This is a genomic window from Actinoplanes italicus, assembly GCF_003001815.1.
Classification (GTDB): domain Bacteria; phylum Actinomycetota; class Actinomycetes; order Mycobacteriales; family Micromonosporaceae; genus Actinoplanes; species Actinoplanes italicus.
Genome location: NZ_PVMZ01000011.1, coordinates 159,827 through 175,208 on the forward strand (window position 1 = coordinate 159,827; position 15,382 = coordinate 175,208).

The 15,382-nt window shown below is 69.7% G+C and carries 15 protein-coding genes; 2 read left to right on the top strand and 13 right to left on the bottom strand.

The genetic code is table 11. The features are described from left to right. Positions 1-170: 170 nt before the first annotated feature. Positions 171-803 carry a maleylpyruvate isomerase family mycothiol-dependent enzyme gene (locus tag CLV67_RS26330; RefSeq protein ID WP_106322940.1) on the bottom strand — a complete coding sequence of 211 codons (633 nt, stop codon included), beginning with the start codon at positions 801-803 and terminating at the stop codon, positions 171-173. Between the two features lie 53 nt (positions 804-856). Then, a complete protein-coding gene (locus CLV67_RS26335; protein ID WP_106322942.1) occupies positions 857-1,423 on the bottom strand; it encodes a TetR/AcrR family transcriptional regulator in 567 nt (188 codons plus the stop codon). 23 nt (positions 1,424-1,446) lie between these two features. On the opposite strand from CLV67_RS26335, the gene CLV67_RS26340 reads away from it, so the two are divergent. Beyond that, positions 1,447-2,661 carry an amidohydrolase family protein gene (locus CLV67_RS26340; protein WP_106322944.1) on the top strand — a complete coding sequence of 405 codons (1,215 nt, stop codon included), beginning with the start codon at positions 1,447-1,449 and terminating at the stop codon, positions 2,659-2,661. A gap of 69 nt (positions 2,662-2,730) precedes the next feature. On the opposite strand, the gene CLV67_RS26345 is transcribed toward CLV67_RS26340, so the two are convergent. From CLV67_RS26345 to CLV67_RS26385, 9 genes are all read right to left on the bottom strand, one after another. After that, positions 2,731-3,351 (bottom strand): hypothetical protein, encoded by a 621-nt coding sequence (locus tag CLV67_RS26345; protein WP_106322946.1) that lies wholly within the window; start codon positions 3,349-3,351, stop codon positions 2,731-2,733. 199 nt (positions 3,352-3,550) lie between these two features. After that, a complete protein-coding gene (locus CLV67_RS26350) occupies positions 3,551-4,900 on the bottom strand; it encodes a nitrate/nitrite transporter (protein WP_106322948.1) in 1,350 nt (449 codons plus the stop codon). Between the two features lie 2 nt (positions 4,901-4,902). Next, a complete protein-coding gene (locus CLV67_RS26355) occupies positions 4,903-5,220 on the bottom strand; it encodes a Rieske (2Fe-2S) protein (RefSeq protein ID WP_106322950.1) in 318 nt (105 codons plus the stop codon). Further along, on the bottom strand, positions 5,217-7,679 hold the full coding sequence (gene nirB / locus CLV67_RS26360) for a nitrite reductase large subunit NirB (protein ID WP_106322951.1): 2,463 nt from the start codon (positions 7,677-7,679) through the stop codon (positions 5,217-5,219). Before nirB ends, CLV67_RS26355 begins: the two co-directional genes overlap by 4 nt. Then, entirely contained in the window at positions 7,679-8,026 is a 348-nt protein-coding gene (locus CLV67_RS26365) for a molybdopterin oxidoreductase (protein ID WP_106322953.1), read from the bottom strand. The genes nirB and CLV67_RS26365 overlap by 1 nt, the downstream gene beginning before the upstream one ends. A gap of 2 nt (positions 8,027-8,028) precedes the next feature. Beyond that, the gene (locus tag CLV67_RS26370; RefSeq protein ID WP_106322954.1) at positions 8,029-10,125 is read right to left on the bottom strand and encodes a molybdopterin oxidoreductase family protein; all 2,097 of its coding nucleotides are present in this window, start codon (positions 10,123-10,125) and stop codon (positions 8,029-8,031) included. 95 nt (positions 10,126-10,220) lie between these two features. Next, positions 10,221-10,901: a sirohydrochlorin chelatase gene (locus CLV67_RS26375; protein WP_106322955.1), complete on the bottom strand. Its 681-nt coding sequence runs from the start codon at positions 10,899-10,901 to the stop codon at positions 10,221-10,223. Between the two features lie 379 nt (positions 10,902-11,280). Beyond that, entirely contained in the window at positions 11,281-12,378 is a 1,098-nt protein-coding gene (locus CLV67_RS26380) for a uroporphyrinogen-III synthase (RefSeq protein WP_203737288.1), read from the bottom strand. Positions 12,379-12,694: 316 nt separating this feature from the next. Further along, positions 12,695-12,910 carry a hypothetical protein gene (locus CLV67_RS26385; protein WP_106322957.1) on the bottom strand — a complete coding sequence of 72 codons (216 nt, stop codon included), beginning with the start codon at positions 12,908-12,910 and terminating at the stop codon, positions 12,695-12,697. 415 nt (positions 12,911-13,325) lie between these two features. On the opposite strand from CLV67_RS26385, the gene CLV67_RS26390 reads away from it, so the two are divergent. Further along, positions 13,326-14,183, top strand: coding sequence for a hypothetical protein (locus CLV67_RS26390; protein WP_106322958.1), 858 nt, complete (start codon positions 13,326-13,328; stop codon positions 14,181-14,183). 17 nt (positions 14,184-14,200) lie between these two features. On the opposite strand, the gene CLV67_RS52060 is transcribed toward CLV67_RS26390, so the two are convergent. Together CLV67_RS52060 and CLV67_RS26395 are read right to left on the bottom strand one after the other, a co-directional pair. After that, positions 14,201-14,347, bottom strand: coding sequence for a hypothetical protein (locus tag CLV67_RS52060; protein WP_170154001.1), 147 nt, complete (start codon positions 14,345-14,347; stop codon positions 14,201-14,203). 77 nt (positions 14,348-14,424) lie between these two features. Then, positions 14,425-15,315 (bottom strand): AurF N-oxygenase family protein, encoded by an 891-nt coding sequence (locus CLV67_RS26395; RefSeq protein ID WP_106323216.1) that lies wholly within the window; start codon positions 15,313-15,315, stop codon positions 14,425-14,427. Positions 15,316-15,382: the final 67 nt, after the last annotated feature.

Below are 15,382 nucleotides of genomic sequence, written 5' to 3' on the forward strand. Positions count from 1 at the left end.
GCCCGGCCCGGCCGTGATACGGCACAAGGGCCCGGCCGGCGATCGACAGCGCCGGGTCGACGTGCCGCTCGACCAGCAGGACGCCGACACCGAGGCTGCCGGCCAGTGCCTCGGCACGGTTATTCAGGAACAACAGTGGGTGGCCGGGTGTAGGGAATGCGCGTTGACAATCAGGCCGCGAAGCGGGTGCGCAGGACGTCGGCTCCGGGTCCGGTGAGTCCGGGCAGGACGACGGAGCGGCCGGCGGCGATCAGCATCAGCCCGGCCATCGTCCCGCGAACCTCCGGACCGTCGCCGTACGTCCAGTCGATGTCGGTGGCGACCAGCCGGAGACCGGTCATCAGCCGCGCCGAGGGCAGCGGCGGCGGCACGCGCATGGTCAGTCCCCGACGGGTGACGGCGGCCGCCGCCTCCGGGGGCACGGGATGGGACCGCCCCAGCGGCAGCGCCACGTCCTGCGCATGAACGAGCAGGTCGGCGAGGGTCTCCAGGGGTGTGACGCCGGGGTTGCGCCGGCGGCGGGCGGCGGTCTCGCGGATCTCGGCGACCAGCCACGTCGCGTCATGGGCGGCGGCACGGCGGCGGGCGGCGTCAGCGATGGTGGGATGCATCCCGCCGCGCCAGTGCCGCAGCATGTCGGCCAGCTCCCGCAGACCCGCCTGCTGCAGGGTGAGATGGGCGGCGACGTCGCGGACCGTCCACCCGTCGCAGAGCGAGGGGTGGTCCCATTCGTCGGCGGTGAGGTCGTCGAGAAGGTCGGCGACAGCCAGCCGCTGCCGGTGGATCTCGGGCCAGGGATTCATCTCAGCACCCCCTCCGGGGTGTCATCGCACTGGTATGTCATCGCACCGGTATGTCATCGCACCGGTGCACCGACGACGGACAGGACCAGGTCGGCGATCTGGGCGGACGGGTCGAATGTCGGGTCGGGGATGGCCAGCTCGTGCAGCACGACACCGGTCCAGTGGTTCATGATCACGGGGGCGTGGCGGTGCGGGTCGGTGGAGCCGGCGGCTCGCAGCCAGGTGATGAACCAGGCGTTGATCCCGGCTCCGGTGGCGAGCAGCCGGGCCCGGAGCGAGGGATGGATGCCGGCCTCGACGAGGATCGCGTAGCGGGCCAGGGTCAGGGTGCGGTGCCGGCCGGTCGCCTCGTGCGCGAAGAGCGTCATCACCCGGGCGAGTTCAGCGGGTGACGTCGGGGTCTCACGCAGGGCGATCGTCTCCCAGTTGTGGCGCTCGCGCTCGGCGAACCGGCCGACCACCGCCTCCAGCAGCGCGTCTCTGGTGCGGAACAGATTGGACGTGGATCCGGCCGGGAGCCCCGCCTCGACGTCGACGCGGCGGTGGGTGAGCCCGCGCATGCCGGATTGCCCGAGTACCTCGATAGCGGCATCGAGTACGTCGTCCCTTCTGCTTCCCATGGCGGAACACTACCATTGTAGTTGTGGAAACTACAGGTGTAGTTAGGCTCGCGATCCGAGCCGATGCCGCCTTCGACGGGGAGCGGCGCCTTCCGGAAGGGGCGCTGGTCCTGGTGGACAACGGTGCGATCGTCGCGGTCGAGCCGGGCGGCGCACCGGCGCCGGAGGGCTGGGACGTGCACCACGAGCCGGGCACGACGCTGCTGCCGGGGCTGATCGACGCGCACACCCACCTGTGCGGGGACAGCGGGCCGGAGGCACTCGACAAGTTGCCGGACCTCTCCCCCGGCGAGATCGACGCGATCGTCGAGCAATCTCTGGCGATCCATCTCGCGTCGGGAGCCACGGCGGTACGGGATCTCGGTGACCAGGACTGGGCGGTGGTCGAGCGGCATCGCGACCACGCGACCGGGCCCGCCGTGGTCGCCTCCGGACCGCCGATCACCACTGCGGACGGTCATTGCGCGTGGCTGGGCGGCGCGGTGAGCGGCGGGACGGATCGGATCGCGCAGCTGCGCCGCGCGGTGCGGGAGCGGGCCGAGCGGGGCGCCGACCTGGTGAAGATCATGACGACCGGCGGCATGATGACGATCGGCACCGACATCCGGGCCTGCCAGTTCACACTGGAGGAACTGCGGGCGGTGGTCGACGAGGCACACCGGCTCGGTCTTCCGGTCACCGGGCACGCCCACGCCCTGGCCGGCGTCCGGCAGTGCGTCGCGGCGGGCGTGGACGGCATCGAGCACTGCACCTGCGTCGGGCCGGACGGCGTGGCGAATCCGCGGGGACTGGCCGACGAGATCGCCGCGGCAGGCATCACGGTGTGTCCCACGGTGGGGCATCAGTTCCCGGGCGGGCAGCCGCCACCGGACGTGGCCGAGCGGATGGCGAAGGCGGGCTTCGACCTGACGCGACGCCGCGAGCAGGTGGGCGAGTTGTACCGGGCCGGAGTGACGCTGGTCAGCGGTGTGGACTCCGGGATTCACATGGCGAAACCGCACGGCTTTCTTCCCCGTACGATCGCCGAGCTCGTCAAATGCGACGTGCCTGAGATCGCGGCACTCACCTCGGCCACGGCGGTGGCCGCGCGGGTCTGCGGCCTCGACGGACGGACCGGCCGGTTGCGGGCGGGCCTGGACGCGGATCTGCTCGTCGTGCGTGGCGACCCGATGGCCGACATCGTGGCGCTGGAGTCGGTGCACGCGGTGTTCCGGCGTGGACGCCCGGCCGGGGAGTGACCGTACGGACGAAACGGCCGAGGGCCGCACCCCGGGAAGGGTGCGGCCCTCGGCCGATCGAGCGGGAGCTCAGTTCTTCTTACCCGGAACCTTGCCGGCGTAGGCACCGCCGCCCTGGCCGTAGTTACCGCCCTGGCCGTAGTCACCCTTGCCCTGGCCGTAGTTACCGCCCTGGCCGTAGTCACCCTTGCCCTGGCCGTAGTTACCGCCCTGGCCGTAGTCACCCTTGCCCTGGCCGTAGTCACCGCCCTGGCCGTAGTCACCCTTGCCCTGGCCGTAGTCACCGCCCTGGCCGTAGTCACCCTTGCCCTGGCCGTAGTGGTGGTTTCCCGGACCGCCGTTCCAGTGCTTGCCACCGTGGTTGTAGTTCCAGCCGTAGTGGACCTTCAGCGCCCAGTCTCCGCTGTGGAAGCCGCGGTAGACCTTGAAGCAGGAGTACCGCTCCCACTGGTTCTTCCACTGACCGAGCTTGCCGATCTTGTGGCAGGTCCGCGGGCTGTTGTAGAAGCCGAAGATCCGGTCACGGCGCTTGACGTCCTGCTTCTGGACCTTGACGTCACTCTGGGAGACCGACGGTGACGCGGTGGTCGCCGAGGTCGCCGGTGAAGCCGCTGCGGGGCCGGCCGCCATGGTGACGCCGGCGGCGACGGCGGCGCCGGTCATGACGATGGCACGGGTCATCTTGTTCATACGATCACCGATTCCGTAAGAAAGGGTAATTTCTGGACAAGAAGGATCGTATGATCCACAGGAGTCCGTGACCTTGGAAACGCGCACCCCAAAAGAGTGAACTCCCGCAGCTCAGCTGCGGGAGTTCATACTTTCAGCCAGGTCTGTGATCCGCTGTTCAGCGGATCACAGATCGGGTCAAAAGTGGAGCACGGATCGGTCAGACGGCGATCTTGGTACGGGCCGCCGGGCGGAGATAGACCGCCCAGGTGATCAGCACGCAGAGCGCGTAGAACCCGATGAACGCCATGTACGCGGCGTCCGCATCCTTGTAGGTCAGGAACGACTGGCGGAAGGCCAGGTTCACCAGAACACCGCCGACCGCGCCGATCGCGCCGGCGATGCCGATGACCGCGCCGGAGATCCGCCGGGCCTGGTGCTCGTCACCGGCGTACTTCTGCTTGAAGATCGCCGGGATCATCTTGTAGGTCGAGCCGTTGCCCAGTCCGCTGAGGATGAACAGGGTGATGAAGCCGACCAGGTAGAGCGGGAGCGACCGCTGCTGCGAGGCGATGAGCACGATCGACGCGCCGACGGCCATCGCGATGAAGTTGACGAACGTGACCTTCGCGCCGCCGAGCCGGTCGGCCAGCGCGCCGCCGAACGGACGGATCAGGGAGCCCAGCAGCGGGCCGAGGAACGTCAGGTAGGCGGCCTTGATCGGCGTGTTGAAGGTCTCGGCGAACTGCACCTGCAGCACCTGCCCGAAGGCGAACCCGAAGCCGATGAACGAGCCGAAGGTGCCGATGTAGAGCACCGACATCACCCAGGTGTGCGACTCCTTGGCGGCGTCGCGCATGCCGCGCTTCTCGTTGCGGGCCTGGGTGAGGTTGTCCATGTAGATCGCCGAGCCGACGGCCGCGATCACGATCAGCGGGATGTAGATGCCCGCCACGATGCCGGGGCTGCCGGCGCCGAAGGTCGCGAGGACGAACAGGCCGACCAGCTGCACCGCGGGGACGCCGATGTTGCCGCCGCCGGCGTTGATGCCGAGCGCCCAGCCCTTGAGGCGGTCCGGGTAGAACGCGTTGATGTTCGCCATCGAGGAAGCGAAGTTGCCGCCACCGACGCCGGCGATCGCCGCCAGGATCAGCAGGGTCGAGTACTCGACGCCCGGCTGGATCATGAAGGACATCAGGATCGACGGTACGAGCAGCAGCGACGCGCTGATGATGGTCCAGTTACGGCCGCCGAAACGGGCCACCGCGAAGGTGTACGGGATCCGCAGCGCCGCACCGACCAGCGTCGGAACGGCCGTGAGCAGGAACTTCTGGGCCGGGTCGAAGCCGTACTGCGGGCCGAGGAAGAGCACCATCACCGACCAGAGCGACCACACCGAGAAGCCGATGTGCTCTGAGAAGATCGAGAAGATGAGGTTCCGCTTGGCGATCTGCTTGCCGCCGTTGTCCCAGAACGCGGGGTCCTCGGGCCGCCAGTCGTCGATCCAGTGGCCCTTCAGCGACTTTGCCGCGGGCCTCTCCGGGGTGATGGTGGGAAGGGTCGCAGTCATTGTCAGTCTCCCAGAATGATGTGACCGTCATCGACCCGGACCGGGTAGACGCTGATCGGGGGCTGGCCGGACTGGGAACACCCGGTGGCGAGGTCCCAGGCGTACAGGTGCAAGGGGCAGACGACAACCCTGTTGTCGATCTGTCCGTCCGCGAGCGGGCCGCCCTTGTGGGGGCAGACCGCGGACACCGCGCGAAGGGAGCCGTCGCGGAGGCGGAAGACTGCGATCATGTCGGGCCCGACGGCGTAGGTACGACCTTCGCCGAACGGGATCTCGTCGACGGGACCGAGGACGGTTTCGGAGATCGGAGCGATGGTCATGAGCGCACCGGAACCTGAGGGAGAACGGTCAGGGGAAGGGACGTACGGAACTGGCCGGGAGTGGCGGGGACGGCCCGCTCCTTCCAGGGGTCCTTGTAGGACTGCACGGCCTCGTCGACAGCCGCGTCCAGAGCGTCGGCGATGCCGTCGGTGTCCTCGACGACGATCTCGCGGATCCGCTCGATGCCGATCCGGGGCACGAACGAGTAGGTGCGCTCCAGCCAGTTCGCGTTCTCGCGGTAGTACTGCAGGAAGCGGCCGGTCATCCGGATGACCTCCTCCGCCGAGTCCAGCGTGCAGAGCAGGTCTCCCTTGCGGATGTGGGCTCCCGCGGCGCCGCCGACGTAGATCTCCCACTTGCCGCCGTCGATCGCCACGACACCGAGATCCTTGACGTACGCCTCGGCGCAGTTACGCGGGCAGCCGGTCACCGCGAGCTTCATCTTGCCGGGACCCTCGAGGCCCTGGTAACGCTCCTCGATCGCGATACCGAGCGCGGTCGAGTCGCCGACACCGAACCGGCAGAAGTCGGAGCCGACACAGGTCTTCACCGTGCGGAAGCTCTTCGCGTAGGCGTACCCGGAAGGCATGTCGAGGTCCGCCCACATCGCCGGCAGCTGCTCCTTCGGGATGCCGAGCAGGTCGATGCGCTGGCCACCGGTGAGCTTGACCATCGGCACGTTGTACTTCTCCGCCACCTCGGCGATGCGCTTGAGCTCGGCCGGGGTGGTGACGCCGCCCTTCATCTGCGGGACCACCGAGAAGGTGCCGTCCTTCTGGATGTTGCCGTGCACCCGGTCGTTGATGAAGCGGGCGTCGCGCTCGTCGACGTACCGGTCGGCCCACATCATCTTGAGCAGCGAGGCCAGGCCCATCTTGCTCTTGGCGTCGTGCTCCCCGCCGGGGACCAGCTTCTCGAAGACCGACGAGACGCTCTTCAGCTCGTACTTGCGGATCGCGGCCATCAGCTCCGGCTTCGGCATCGGCACGCCGGGCACGTACCAGGACGCGGCCGGGTCCTCCTCGGCCTCGCCGCCGGCGGCCCACTCGACGATCCGCTGCACCAGCGGCTTGCAGGTGCCGCAGCCCTTGCCGGCGCGGGTGGAGTCCATCACGCCGGAGACCGTCTTGCAGCCGGCGTTGACGACGCCGCAGATGGCGCCCTTGCTGACGCCGTTGCAGTTGCAGACCTGCGCGTCGTCCGGCATGTCCTCGGGCTTGACCTCGCCGGTCGGGCCGCCGATGTCGAAGAGCATCTCGGCCCGCTCCTCCGGCAGGGCCTGGGCGCGGTCGAACGACTGGATCAGGCCGGCGGCCTTGCTGTTGTCGCCGACCAGGATCGCCCCGGCCAGCGCCCCGTCGCGGATGATGAGCTGCTTGTAGACGCCCTTCTTCGGCTCGCTGTAGATGATCACCTCGTCGTCGTCGCTCTCCGGGGCGATGAGGCCCATCGAGGCGACGTCGATGCCGGCGACCTTCAGCTTGGTGGAGAGCTTCGAGCCGGTGTACGCGGCCTCGACGTCCCGGCCGGTGATGTGGTCGGCGAGCACCTTCGCCTGGTCCCACAGCGGCGCGACCAGGCCGTACAGGTTCCCGCGGTGCTGGGCGCACTCACCGACCGAGTAGATGTCGTCCTCGTCCTGCACCCGCATCTGGTCGTCGACCACGATGCCGCGCTCGACGGTCAGCCCGCTGTCCGCGGCGACCTGGGTGTTCGGCCGGATGCCGGCGGCGATCACCACGACGTCGCACGGGATGACGGTGCCGTCGGCCAGCTTGACGCCGGTGACCCGGTCCTTGCCGAGGATCTCGGTCGTCATGGCGTTGGTGATGACCTTGATGCCGAGCTTGTTCTCGACGCTGGCCTGCAGCATGTGGCCGGCCTTCTCGTCGAGCTGCCGCTCCATCAGGTGGCCCATGGCGTGCAGCAGGGTCACGTCGCTCAGGTGGTTCTGCAGGCCGCGGGCCGCCTCGAGGCCGAGCAGGCCACCGCCGATGACGACGGCGCGCTCGTGATCCCGGGCGTACCGGATCATGCCGCGGGTGTCGTCGAGCGTCCGGAACGCGAAGACGCCCTGGTGGAAGCCGCGCTTCGGGTTGTGGATGTTCTTGATCGGTGGCGTCCACGAGCTGGAGCCGGTCGCGATGATCAGCTTGTCGTACGGGGTGGCCGTCCCGTCCGTCGCGTAGACCACCTTGGCGAACCGGTCGATCCGCTCGATCCGCACCCCGGCGTTGAGGGTGATGCCGTTGTCGGCGTACCAGCTCAGGTCGTTCAGGTAGATCCCGGCCTCGTCCTCCACCCCGGCGAGCAGGTTGGACAGCATGATCCGGTTGTAGTTGCCGTACGGCTCGTCGCCGAACATCGTGATGGTGAAGTCACCGTTGCGGGCGAGGATCTCCTCAACCGTGCGGGCGCCGGCCATGCCGTTGCCGATTACCACAAGTCTCTGGGTCATCAGATCTCCACCAGTCCGAGGTCCACGATCACGTTTCCGGTGAGGCCGGCCGGCGCGGCGAGCCACAGCTCCACCGTGGTGCCGCCGGCCAGGTCCTCCAGCACCCGCAGCGGCACGTGGACGTCGCCCTTGGCGCCGACCGGGAAGTACCGCATGGGTGCGCCGTCGCGCATCAGCACGACGCAGATCAGTTCGTCCGTGGCGTTGCCGCCGCGGAAGTAGACGGCCTGCGCGGTGGCGCCGGCCGGGACCGTCCAGCCGAGGGCCGTGCTCAACGGCGCCGGCTCGTCCAGGCCCTTGCCTTCGAAGGCGTAGACGCCCTGCAGAAAGCGGGGTGTGGAGTGCATGGTCAGGAACTCCGTTCTTCTGCTTTGCGGAGCGCGATCGCGCATGCCTTGAAGGCGGGCATCCGGGAATGGGGATCCAGAGCCGGGTTGGTCAGGGCGTTGGCTCCGGGCCAGTGGAACGGCGCGAACACCGTGTCCGGGCGGATGCCGTCGGTGAGCCGGGCGCGCAACGTCGCTGCGCCGCGGCGGCTTCGGAGTTCGACCAGGTCACCGTCGGCGATGCCGTGGCGGCGGGCCAGGTCGGGGTGGAGCTCGGCACGCGGTTCGGGCAGCGCCACGTTGAGCGCCCGTACCCGCCGCGTCTGGTTGCCGCTCTGGTACTGCTGCATGTTGCGGCCGGTCGTCAGCACGTACGGGAAAGTGGAATCGGGAAGCTCGGCCGCGTCGCGGTGATCGACCCGGATGAACCTGGCGCGGCCGGAGGCCGTCGGGAATCCGTCGGCGAACAGCCGCGGCGTGCCCGGATGGGCCTCGTCGGGGCACGGCCAGAAGACGCCCTGCTCGTCCTCGATGCGCTCGTAGGTGATGCCGGCGTAGTCGGCGATCCCGCCGGCACTGGCCCGGCGCAGTTCCTCGAACACCTCGCGCGGCTCGTCGCTGAAGAACTCGCCGCGGCCCAGGTGCCCGGCCAGCTCGGTCAGCACCGTGAGGTCCGACTTGACCAGCGGCGGAGGCGGCAGCGCCATCTTGCGGCGGATCACGCGGCCTTCGAGGTTGGTCATCGTGCCCTCCTCCTCCGCCCACTGCGCGGTCGGCAGGATGACGTCGGCGAGGTCGGCGGTCTCCGAGCGGAAGATGTCCGAGACGACCAGGAAGTCGAGTTTCCGCAGCTTGTCGATGACGTTGTTGCTGTGCGGGGCCGACACGACGATGTTGCTGGCCAGGACCCACAAGACCTTGACACCGCCTTCGGCGCCAAGACGATCGATCATTTCGTACGCGGAAAGCCCCGGCCGTGGGAGCTCGTCAGCGTCGATGCCCCACACCGCGGCCACGTGAGTGCGCGCCGCCGGGTCGTCGAGCTTGCGGTAACCCGGCAGCTGGTCGGCCTTCTGCCCGTGCTCGCGGCCGCCCTGCCCGTTGCCCTGGCCGGTGATGGTGCCGTACCCGGAGAAGGGTTTGCCGACCAGGCCGAGCGCGAGGGCCAGGTTGAGCCACGCCTGCGCGGTGTCGGTGCCGTTGCTGTGCTGCTCGGCGCCGCGCGCGGTGAGGATCATGCTGGGGCCCTCGGTGGCGAGCAGCCGCACCGTCTCGCGCAGCTGCGCCTCCGGGACGCCGGTCATCCGCTCGACCCGCTCCGGCCAGTACGAGTTCGCTTTGTTTAATGAGTCGAACCCCTCGGTGCGCGTCTTGATGTAGTCCTCGTCGACCCAGCCCTCGCGGATCGCGATGTGCAGCATCCCGTTCGCCAGCGCCAGGTCGGTGCCGGGCAGCGGCTGCAGGTGCAGGTGGGCGCCGTTGGCCGTGTTCGTGCGCCGCGGGTCGACGACGATGTGCTTCGCGCCGTTGGCCCGGCCGGCGTCCAGGTACTGCATGGACGGCGGCATCGCGTCGGCCGGGTTCGCGCCGACCAGCAGGACGGTCCGCGCCTCGGCCACGTCGGCGAGCGGGAAGGGCAGGCCGCGGTCGATGCCGAGCGCCCGGTTCGCCGCGGTCGCCGCACTCGACATGCAGAACCGGCCGTTGTAGTCGATCGCCGACGACCGCAGTGCCACCCGCACGAACTTGCCGAGCGCGTACGCCTTCTCGTTCGTCAGGCCGCCGCCTCCGAACGCTCCGACACTGTCCGGCCCGAACCTGTCCTGGCTGTCCCGGATCGCGGTCACGATCCGCTCGTACGCCTCCTCCCAGGACGCCTCCCGCAGGGGAGAATCCCGGTTGCCGGCCTCCTTGCGGACCAGCGGCGTCAGCAGCCGGTCGGAGTGGTCCAGCAGGTCCGCCGCGGTGAAGCCCTTGGCGCACAGGCCGCCCCGGTTGACCGGGAACTCGGCCGGCTCGAGCCGGACACCCGGCATCCCCAGCCTCGTGGGGAGCTCGGGCGTCAGCGTCATCCCGCACTGCAGGGCGCAGTAGGGGCAATGCGTCTGGGTCGCCGTCACGAGAGAGATGCTTTCGGGCCGCCGTTAACCCTTACGACGCCTTGCGGTGACGCTGTTGTTCGGAAATCCCTACAACCGCTCCGCCACAGTTGTGACTACAAACCGCTACCGACGGTTGTGAGGATCTGGCTATCGAACCGACGCAGAACCAGATCGGCGACCGCCGGGTCATGACACAGCGGAGGGGTCACCACGTCGGCGCCGGCACTGTGCAGGGTGCGGTAGAACAGGCCCTCAGCAAGCAGGTACGCCGCCACCGCGACCTTCGCGGCGCCCTCGTCACGCAGCCGCGCCACCACGTCGGCGACGCGCGGGCCGCTGCCCGAGGTGTAACCGAGCTCGACCCGGCCCGGCAGCTCGGCGGCTACCTCACGGATGCCGGCCACCCACAGCGGATCCGACGAACCGGCCGAGGCCAGCACGATCGCGTCGGCGTCGCCCGGAACGTTACGGCGCAGGTGCTCCAGGAAGACGTCGTCCGGCCCGAGCGGCGCGCTCACCCGGAACCCGGTCCCGGCGACGGCCTCGGCGATGTCCACCCGTACGTGATACCCGCACGACAACAGCAGCGGCACGACCACGGCTTCGGCACCTTCGGCGACCACACCCGCGACGATGTCGGCGACCTTCGGTTCCTGGACGTCGACGTAGCAGAGGCGGACGTCCAGGCCCGGGCGGCGGCGCGCGGCGGACGCGGCCAGCTCCTGGATCTGCCGCCGGCCGGCCGGCGAACGGGTGCCGTGCGCGACGGCGATCAGCGTGGTGTTCTCACTCATGGGGCGTCTCCTCATGCTGTCCCGCGCCTCGCGACCGACGGCGCGGGCCCGGTGGGATGTGCTGCGGGAGCGGCCCGGCATGGCATCAGGCGCGCGATCTCGGCGCGGCCGAAGCGGACTTCTCCCTCGTCGCCTCGGACGTGCCGTCTTCGGGTTCCGGTCTCCCGGGTTCCGGTTGGCCTCTTGACTCCTGGCGGCCCGGCATGGACATCGGGCTCTTCCAGATCCGGCCTCGTCGCCGGGGAGCGGTGCTTCGTCGTTCTGTCAGACCGGCACTTTTCTCAGCCGGCTCCGCCGTTCGTCAGGCGGCCTCGCCGCTCGCGTTCGTCAGGCGGCCTCGGCGCTCGCGTTCGTCAGGCGGCCTCGCCGCTCGCGTTCGTCAGGCGGCCTCGTCTATCCGGAGGCGGTAGCCGCGCTTGATCACCGTCTCGATGTGCTTGCCGGAGCCGAGCGCGGCCCGCAGACGGGCCACCGCCACGTCGACGGCGTGCCCGTCGTTACCTCGCGGCAGCGCGGCGGCCAGCTGGTCCTTCGAGACGACCGCGCCGGGCCTGCGGGCCAGCGCGGAGAGGATCGCCATCGCCGCCGGGGCCAGCGCGTGGGTCACGCCGTCGATCAGGACCGCGTGTCCGCGTACCTCCAGAACCGATTCGGCGACGTTGAGCCGGACAGCACGCCGCGGCAGCTCGTCGGTGACCGTCTTGATCAGCGCACCCAGGCGGTAACGCTCCGGCATCACCACCGGAATGTCCCGCTCGACGAGCGGCGCGGCCGTGACCGGGCCGACGCACGCGGCGAGCGTGCGGCACGCGAAGGCACCTGCGACGTCCGCTTTGGCATCCTCGGCGATCTGCATGAACGCCTTGACCGCCGGCGCGCTGGTGAACGTCACGGCGTCGATCTGCCCGGCCGCGACCTGCTCGACGAGCCGCCGCACCGGCGCCACATCGGGCGGCATCGCCCAGCGGTAGACCGGCACCTCGACGACGGCCGCGCCGGCCGTACGCAGGGCTTTCACGAACTCGGTCTGCGGCTCGCCGTGCTCCTGAACGACGATCCGCAGCCCGGCCACACCATCGCTGAGCAGCCGTTCGAGCACCTCCTCGGAGGCCTCGGTCTTGGCCGCCCACTCCTCGGTGAGCCCCGCCGCACGGATCGCCCCGCACGGTTTCGGCCCACGAGCGATGATCTTGGCGCTGCGCAGCACGTCACGCAGCGAATCGCCCAGGCCCCAGCCCTCGGCCGCCTCCAGCCAGCCACGGAACCCGAACCCGGTCGTAGCGATGACCAGGTGCGGTTCCAGCCCGATGCAGGCGGCGGTCGCCGCGTGCAGTGCGTCGTCGTCGATCAGTGGAATGATGGTGATCGCGGGTGCGCTGATCACCCGTGCTCCGCGTCTTTCCAGCAGAGCAGCCATCTCATTCCGGCGTCGTTCCGCGGTCACCGCCACGGTGAAGCCGGCCAGTGCGCCCTCGATCATCCGGTCCCCATCCTGTGCCGCTGTCCGGTGCAAGAGTCCTAAGGCCTGGTTTCGGGACCGGCAAGTCAATGTTTCCGCCAGAATAACGGCCGGTCACTTGGCTGTACGCCGCCGTTGTGAGCTGTTGATCATGAGCCGGTGACGTGGTTTCACACTGCCGGAACGCCTCCCGCCCGCCGTCACACTCCAGCATCCCGTCACCGACCAGGCCCGCCGCCATCAACCAGGCCCGCCGCCGTCAACGGGAACGCCTTGACCGACCGGGAAGGCCGCCGTCAACCGGGAACGCCACCCTCAACCAGGACGGGCGCCGTCAACCGGGGACGTCGTCCGGCCGCTCGAACAGCGAGCCGTCGACGCCGAGGATCTTCCGTACCTCCATGATCAGATGGAATGCCGCGATCCGGCCGTCCAGCAGCCCGATCCGGTAATCGGCGCCGATCTCGGCGTCCTCAGCGATCTGCGGGTCCCGGTATCCGGCGGCCCCGTCCACCCGCCCGGCGTTGTAGGCCACCAGAGCGTCGTCCATCTCGTCCTCTTCCCAGCGTGTCCCCGGCCCGGCAGACGCCCGGCCGACCTCTTGCCCGGCCCGGTCGCGCTTCCCCGCCTTTGCGTCCGGGCGTGATTCCGGCCGGCATGACCCCATCCCGGTCGTGCTCTTTCGCGTCTCCCTGTCTGGGGCGGGTTTCCGCCTTGGAACGTCGCGACAATTTCGCACACCGTGAAGCCGTGGCCCACCGGCCGACCGTCCCGAACCGGACAGCCGTCCGCCGCCCCCGCACGTCCGGCCGTCGGTAGGACACCGGCAACCTCGCCGAAACCGTTCCGCACCCGGTGCGACATGCGTCACCGCAGCTCACCGCGGTTACAGTGCGCGTCGCGGCGATCACGCGGGGATTCCGAACGGGCCACGTCCGCGCCCTCGCGGGACCGATACTCAGCGGGTGGCCGACGACATCGACCGTCTCCGCACGGCACTGCGCGGAACCCCGCTCGCGGACCTGCCGATCCGGGCGATCCCGGACGGTCGTCTGGTGATGAGCAGGGTGAGTCCGCAGGACTACCTGACGGCATGGCGGGCCGCCCGCGCGGTCCTGCCGGTCACCGGGCGCCGGCCGGTGATCGTCGAGAGCGACTCCTCTCTGCTGGAGGACGAGCCGTGGGGCACGCCGGACGAGGACGACGGCCCCGGCCCCGCCTGGATCGCCGGCCTGGACGAGGCCGCCCGCACGATCGACCCGTGGCAGGCACGCGACACGTCCTGGCTGGATGAGGTCTGCGATGACGAAGACCTGCGGTTCCACGTCCCGGATCTGCCGGGCGTCGAACTGCGCGCCGAGATACGCCAGGACCTCGCGGCGCCGACGATCCGGAGCGTCAACCGATACGTGTACGACCGGGTCCGCGCCGATCCGCTGCTCATGGACGCCACCGAGTCCCTGGCCGATCAGGTGTTCAGCCCGCACCGATGGTGGAGACCCCGCTCGGTCGAGTTGATGCTGGTGCCGAGGCCGGAGGCGCACATGGTGGCGGCCTGGACCGAGTTCCACAGCGTGCTCGGCATGAACGACGTCCTGGCCGCCGCACTGTGGCGGTGGCATCGGGCTTGCGAGGCCGAGATGGTCGCGTGCTGGGAGACGATGCTGCTGCTCACAGCCGGCCGGCGACCCGCGCCGGGCGACGAGGCGTGGGAGCTGGCGGTGCAGCTCAAGGGCTTCGCCACCAACCTGGAACCCAACCCGTGGGAGATCGCGCTGGCGGTCACCCGCGGAGACGAGTGGTTCCTGCACGACCGCCCCTGATCACCGGCCACCCCTGATCACCGGCCACCCCTGATCACCGGCCGCGCCCCGTCCCGCGTCGCGCGCCGGCCGCCGGTGAACAGCCCGGCCAGGAAGGCCTCCAGCGACTCGGTCGGGACGGCGGTCCCTCCCCGGGCGATGCGCGGCTCGCCGCGGTCGGACATCACGCTGCCCCTGGCGCCTGGCCGGGCGGTGTGGACGAGGACCGGGCCGCCCTGCTGCTCAACGCCTGAGAGCGCGCCTATGCCGTACGCGGGAGAAGGCCCGAGGCGTGCCAGAGGGCCGTGCCCGGACCGCCGATCAGGTCGAGGTCGGTGAGGAACGTGACCACCCGCTCCCCCGCCCAGCGCATCGTCTCGCGGTGGTGCGGGTTGGCACGGGCCGCCCGGCGGCCCTCCTCCGGGTCGATGCCGACGGCCCGGTAGACGCGCGGGTCGATCAGGCGGGTTCCGGTGAGGTACGCGGCGCGGCCGATCACCACCTTGTCGAAGGCGAGCCGCCCGCGACCGGCGGCGCGGATCTGCCGGGCCAGTTCCTCGCGGGCGTAGCGGACGTGCCGGGCCTCCTCGACGACGTGGATGCGCGACACCATCCGTACCAGGGGCTGCACGTTCTCGTCGTTCATCGCCTCGCGCTGCAGGGTGTCGAGGATCTCCTCGGCGATCAGGATGGCCGCGTACATGCGCGGGCCGACTCCGGTGTGGGCGATCCACTTGCCGAGCCACTGGTTGACGCCGGTGGGCTGGTAGAGCGGGGCGCCGAGACGGGCGATCATGCGGCCGAACATGACGGAGTGGCGGCACTCGTCGGCGATCTCGGTGAGCGCGTACTGGGCGTGCGGTGCGGTCGGGTCCTGTTTGAAGTATTCGCGGATGAGCAGCTGCATGAGGATCGTCTCGAACCAGACGCCCAGACCCGCGATGCTGGCGACCTCGTGCTTGGTGAGTTCGATGCGCTGCTCCTCGGTCATCCGCTCCCACAGGGGTGTGCCGTAGAGGCTGGAGCGGTGCGGCGGCACGAAGTACTTGCCGGGGACGAACGGCGCGTCCCAGTCGATCTCCACCTCGGGGTCGTACGAGTGCTCGGCCGACGAGCGCAGAAGCCGGGTGGCGGTGCGGTCCCGATCAGTCATCAGTACCTCCAAAGACATCTGGACCTCCGGGAAGCCTTGACGTTACCGGCGGTAACAGTTACTTCTA

What these genes read in the sequence shown, in the direction of transcription:
- CLV67_RS26330 (WP_106322940.1), bottom strand. Translation starts at nt 803, where the DNA reads ATGAATCCCTGGCCCGAGATCCACCGGCAGCGGCTGGCTGTCGCCGAC.
- CLV67_RS26335 (WP_106322942.1), bottom strand. Translation starts at nt 1,423, where the DNA reads ATGGGAAGCAGAAGGGACGACGTACTCGATGCCGCTATCGAGGTACTC.
- CLV67_RS26350 (WP_106322948.1), bottom strand. Translation starts at nt 4,900, where the DNA reads ATGACTGCGACCCTTCCCACCATCACCCCGGAGAGGCCCGCGGCAAAG.
- nirB (WP_106322951.1), bottom strand. Translation starts at nt 7,679, where the DNA reads ATGACCCAGAGACTTGTGGTAATCGGCAACGGCATGGCCGGCGCCCGC.
- CLV67_RS26355 (WP_106322950.1), bottom strand. Translation starts at nt 5,220, where the DNA reads ATGACCATCGCTCCGATCTCCGAAACCGTCCTCGGTCCCGTCGACGAG.
- CLV67_RS26345 (WP_106322946.1), bottom strand. Translation starts at nt 3,351, where the DNA reads ATGAACAAGATGACCCGTGCCATCGTCATGACCGGCGCCGCCGTCGCC.
- CLV67_RS26375 (WP_106322955.1), bottom strand. Translation starts at nt 10,901, where the DNA reads ATGAGTGAGAACACCACGCTGATCGCCGTCGCGCACGGCACCCGTTCG.
- CLV67_RS26395 (WP_106323216.1), bottom strand. Translation starts at nt 15,315, where the DNA reads ATGACTGATCGGGACCGCACCGCCACCCGGCTTCTGCGCTCGTCGGCC.
- CLV67_RS52060 (WP_170154001.1), bottom strand. Translation starts at nt 14,347, where the DNA reads ATGTCCGACCGCGGCGAGCCGCGCATCGCCCGGGGAGGGACCGCCGTC.
- CLV67_RS26365 (WP_106322953.1), bottom strand. Translation starts at nt 8,026, where the DNA reads ATGCACTCCACACCCCGCTTTCTGCAGGGCGTCTACGCCTTCGAAGGC.
- CLV67_RS26385 (WP_106322957.1), bottom strand. Translation starts at nt 12,910, where the DNA reads ATGGACGACGCTCTGGTGGCCTACAACGCCGGGCGGGTGGACGGGGCC.